Source organism: uncultured Maricaulis sp., assembly GCF_963976135.1.
In the GTDB taxonomy this organism is placed as follows: domain Bacteria; phylum Pseudomonadota; class Alphaproteobacteria; order Caulobacterales; family Maricaulaceae; genus Maricaulis.
The window spans coordinates 1-3,673 of the sequence record NZ_CAXBKN010000158.1; the positions used below are offsets into that span (position 1 = coordinate 1).

Annotated in this window: 4 protein-coding genes; 1 reads left to right on the top strand and 3 read right to left on the bottom strand. The window is 63.6% G+C overall.

Annotation, left to right across the window (positions count from 1 at the left end; all coding sequences use genetic code 11):
- The coding region (locus AAC023_RS13985) for a hypothetical protein (RefSeq protein WP_339741824.1) at window positions 1-423 on the bottom strand (423 nt) is incomplete at its 3' end.
- The gene (locus tag AAC023_RS13990) at window positions 423-2,261 is read right to left on the bottom strand and encodes an aminopeptidase P family protein (RefSeq protein ID WP_339741826.1); all 1,839 of its coding nucleotides are present in this window, start codon (window positions 2,259-2,261) and stop codon (window positions 423-425) included. The genes AAC023_RS13990 and AAC023_RS13985, both read right to left, overlap by 1 nt.
- 167 nt (window positions 2,262-2,428) lie before the next feature.
- Here AAC023_RS13990 and AAC023_RS13995 point away from each other — a divergent pair, with 167 nt between their 5' ends.
- The gene (locus AAC023_RS13995) at window positions 2,429-2,587 is read left to right on the top strand and encodes a hypothetical protein (RefSeq protein WP_339741828.1); all 159 of its coding nucleotides are present in this window, start codon (window positions 2,429-2,431) and stop codon (window positions 2,585-2,587) included.
- Window positions 2,588-2,618: 31 nt separating this feature from the next.
- Here the strand turns inward: AAC023_RS13995 and AAC023_RS14000 are convergent, their stop codons facing one another.
- Window positions 2,619-3,479 carry a 50S ribosomal protein L11 methyltransferase gene (locus AAC023_RS14000; RefSeq protein WP_339741830.1) on the bottom strand — a complete coding sequence of 287 codons (861 nt, stop codon included), beginning with the start codon at window positions 3,477-3,479 and terminating at the stop codon, window positions 2,619-2,621.
- Between the last annotated feature and the right edge of the window lie 194 nt (window positions 3,480-3,673).

Below are 3,673 nucleotides of genomic sequence, written 5' to 3' on the forward strand. Positions count from 1 at the left end.
GCAATAGCCGGCTTCGCCCTCGGCCTGGGTGATGTCGTAATCATCGAGTGCGGCCTGTTCAAGCTCGGAGCAGGAGGGCTGGTGATAGGTGATGATGCCGCCGGGATAGACCCAGACCAGGCCATAGACCCAGTTATCATCATCGGGTTTCATTGCCACATAAATGCCGCGCGAAAGCTCGCGCAGGCGAACATTTTCGTGCGGGAAATCCACCACGTCCGAATAATAGCTGACACCGCGGCGGCGCACATCGCCGCGCCACATCGGCTGGTCGAAAGGGGTGCCGTCGGTAAGATAGGGCGTGTGGGTATAGAAGCCGTCAGCGATCGGAAACTCGGCCGCGCGGCGACCGATCAGCGGCCGTTCCGAATAGAAACAGCCGCTCAGGACCAGTGCCGCAAGGACGATGGCGAAGCGCGGCACTAGGGGGTGGCGCCCGCGAGCGGTTCGGTCGCGCTGTACAGCCAGGCTGCGACCTCGCCGTCGACCAGCGGCGCGATGCGCTGGCGCACCTCGGCATGATAGGCGTCGAGCCATTTGAGCTCGGCCGGGGTCAGCGAGGGGACATCGATCAGCTCGCGATGGATCGGTGCCATGGTCAGGCTTTCAAAGCCGAGCATGGGCCGGTCGCCGCCCTCGATCAGCTCGGCCTCGGTGACGACCTGCAGGTTCTCGATCCGGATGCCATAGCCGCCTTCCTTGTAATAGCCGGGCTCATTGGACAGGATCATGCCTGCCTCGAGCGCGACGGCATTGGGCGATTTGGCGATGCGTTGCGGGCCTTCATGGACGCCGAGAAAGGCGCCGACGCCGTGGCCGGTGCCGTGATCATAATCGAAGCCGGCTTCCCACAGCGGCAGGCGCGCCAGGATGTCGAGCTGGGTGCCGGTCGTACCCTTGGGAAAGCGCACGCGCGACAGGGCGATATGGCCCTTGAGGACGCGGGTGAACTGGGTCCGCATTTCCGCCGTCGGCTGGCCGATCGGCACGGTGCGGGTGATGTCTGTAGTGCCGTCGGGATACTGGCCGCCACTATCCACCAGATAGAGCGAGCCGGGCACGAGTTTCAGATTGCTCGCTTCGGAAACACGGTAATGGGCAAAGGCGCCATTGCCCTGGGCGCCGGAAATCGTGTCGAAGGACAGATCCCGCAATTCGGGCAGGGTCTTGCGGATCGATTCCAGCTTGCGGGCGGCGATGATTTCATCGACTTCGCCGGTCTGGGCCGTGGTGTCGAGCCAATGCAGGAATTTGACGATGGCGCCGCCATCGCGGATATGCGCCTGGCGTGAGCCTTCGACCTCGGCGGCATTCTTGATCGCCTTGGGGCGCATCACCGGATCTTCCAGCTTCTGCACCTTGGCACCGCCGGCATCGAGGCGTTCCAGCACCCAGGCCGAGGCCGTGGCCGGATCGACGCGGACTGTCTTGCCCTTCAGCTCGGACAGGCCGGCCTCGAATTCGGTTTCGGGACGCAGGGCGATCTGGTTTCCCAGATGGCTGCGGGTTTCGTCGGTGATTTTTTCCGGGGCGACAAACAGGGTGGCGCTGCCGTCCTTGTTGATGATCGCGGAGGAGAGCGGCAGGGGCGAGCGCGAGACATCGCCGCCACGGATATTGAACAGCCAGGCGATCGAGGGCGGTGCCGTGATGACAGCCGCATCAGCGCCGCCACGTTCGACGGCAATGCCGATGCGCTGGCGTTTGGAGCCGTGGTCTTCACCGGCAAATTCAAGCGGTTGCGGATTGATTTGCGCCATGGGCGCCGCCGGGCGGTCGGTCCAGGCGAGATCGATCGGATTAGTCTCGACCGGCACCAGTTCGACCTTGGCCCGCATGGCGGCGGTCTGCAGCAGATCGAGAGCGGCAGGGCTGTGCAGGCGGGCATCATAGCCGATCTTCTCGCCCGGCTTGCCGTGCTCCTCGATCCAGCCATACAGGCCCTGACCCACAAGGTCGCAATAATCGAAAATTTCCGGCGCGGCCTGATGCTTGACCTGGGCGGTATAGCGTCCGTCGACGAAAATCGCGGCGCGATCGCTCATCACAATAGCGGCGCCGGCGGAGCCGGAAAAACCGGCGATCCACAGCAAACGCTCATTGCAATCAGGCAGATACTCATTGTCATACTCATCCTCATGCGGGACGAGAAAGCCATCGAGGCCGAGCTTTTTCAGCTCTGCGCGCAGTTTGGGGACATTGTCGCGGCCAAAGTGAAAGCCGCCTTTTACGTCGAAAGTCTGGGAGATCATCTGGGTCATGGGTGGCAAGCTAGGCCCAGCGTGCGCCGGTTTCAATGCCTGTCGGCTCCTGCATGCATTTGCGCAGGCCGGACCTGCAGCAAAGGGCCTCCACACCCGGGGCAAAGCATTGCAAAGGCAGGGCGAACCCCGATTGCGGCCAGACCGCACAGACGAAAGATTTCGACATGTATTCGATGGATGAATTCCTGCGCCTCAATGGCTCGGACAGCTTTACCCGGACCCTGGACCGCTCGCGCGAACGGGCCGGTGTGCGGCTGCGCGGCGGTGGGCATGACGTCAACAGCTTCCTGTCGGCCTGTGGTCTGAAAGCCCGGCGCAAATAGCCTGTTGGCCTGCTGTCAATACGGCGCAGGCCTACCGCTTGCTGGCCACAAGACACTCCCAGCCCTCAAGCGGCGGCTGGCGGTGGACGTCGAGCCCGGCCGATTCATAGGCGGCGCGCACCCAGGGTTCCTGTTCGGTCAGCAGACCGGACAGGATGACCCGGCCACCCGGTGCCAGGGCGCGTGCGATGCCCGGCGCGAGATCGACCAGCGGTCCGGCGAGAATATTGGCGAAGATCAGCTCGAATTCGCGTCCCGCCAGCTTGCCATGGTCGAGCCCTTCGGCGACGAAGCACTCAATCCCCGGCGTGGCGTTCTTGGTGCAATTCTCGGCGCTCTCCTCGACCGCTTCCGGATCGATATCCGAGGCGATCACCTCGGCATCGGGCAGGACCTTGGCGGCGGCAATCGCCAGCGCCGCCGTGCCGCAACCGAGATCGAACACGGTCTTCGGCGCGAAGCCCGCGGTGAGCATTTCGTCAAAGGCGATCAGACAGCCGCGCGTGGTGCCGTGATGACCGGTGCCGAAAGCCGGTCCGGCCTCGATCTCGATGCCGATCTGCCCCGGCGCAATCGCATCGCGATCATGCGCCCCGAACAGCACGAAGCGCCCGGCATCCACCGGCTTCAGCCCCTCGAGCGAAATCCGCACCCAGTCCTCGTCCGGCATCGGCTCGACGGTGATGGCAATATCGTCCGCCAGCCCGGACGCCGCCCGGAAAGCCGCCTCATCGGGCCGCGCCTCGAACAGGACATCCATCCGTGCCGCAGGGCCGTCCTCAAATAACAGCCAGGACAGGGCAATCGGCGGATAGGCCTCGTCCAGCCGCTCGACCGCATCGGCCAGCGGTTTGAAATCGGCAAAGGCGGTGAGGCGCCAGATGGTGCTCATGGGCTCGTTCCCTGGTCGTTTGGTGGTGGTTTGATGGTGGTTTGGACGTTTGTTGTGTGTGTTTCAACTGACTTGTCATTGGGTGAGGCCCATCTACTCCAAAATCGAATTGTCATCCCGGACGGATGCCCCGCGCATGCGGGGCGTAGATCCGGGATCTACCCGTGAGACCAGCTGGAATAGCGGGTAGGTCC